This window comes from Paucibacter sp. XJ19-41 (assembly GCF_028462495.1).
Lineage (GTDB): Bacteria > Pseudomonadota > Gammaproteobacteria > Burkholderiales > Burkholderiaceae_C > Roseateles_E.
This window is the reverse complement of the sequence record NZ_JAQOWX010000288.1, coordinates 1-703: the sequence shown is the minus strand read 5'-3', so window position 1 is coordinate 703 and position 703 is coordinate 1. Positions and strand designations below refer to the sequence as shown.

At 75.5% G+C, this 703-nt stretch carries 1 protein-coding gene; it reads left to right on the top strand.

Features of this window, described 5'->3' with window-relative positions; all coding sequences use genetic code 11:
• Positions 1-703, top strand: a 703-nt coding sequence (locus tag PO768_RS29020; RefSeq protein WP_272648825.1) for a CYTH and CHAD domain-containing protein, incomplete at both ends; no start/stop codon positions are given.

Below are 703 nucleotides of genomic sequence, written 5' to 3'. Positions count from 1 at the left end.
GGCGCGACGCTCCCGGCGCTGGAGGCCGCCCGCCATGCCGGCCATCCGGCCGGTGAGCGCCTGCTGGCGCTGCTGGCCGGCTTGCCTGCCGACGCGCTGGCCTGCCTGTTCCGCACCGATATCTGGCGGCTGAAGCGGCCGCTGCGCACGCGGCGCGGTGTCGTCGAGCTGGCCTTCGACGAGGGCTTTCTGATCGCCGATGGGGCTGCCGGCGGCCCGCAGCGCCTGCCGGTCTGCGAGCTTGAGATCGAGCTGCTCAGCGGCGCGCCGCAGGCGGTGCTGGAGGTGGCCCAGCGCCACGCCCTGCGCCTGGGCCTGTGGCTGGACCAGCGGACCAAGGCCCAGCGCGGCGATATGCTGGCCCGCGCCGAGGCGATGGCACCGCCGGTCGGCGCGCGGCCCGTCCAGCTGCAGCGCGGCAGCACGCCGGCCCAGGGCCTGCACGCGGTGTTGCTGGCCTGCCTGCAGCAGATCCTGCCGAACGCCAGCCAGCTGGCCGATGGCCTGTTTGCGCCCGAGCATCTGCACCAGCTGCGTGTGGGCCTGCGGCGGCTGCGCAGCGCGCTGGCGCTGTTCAAGGGCCTGGATGCGGCGGCCGATGACGAGACGCTGGCCGAGCTGAGCGCCGCGCTGTTCCGCGGCCTTGGTGCGGCGCGCGACGGCGATGTGCAGCGCGACAGCCCCTGGTCGGCCGAGCTGGCGG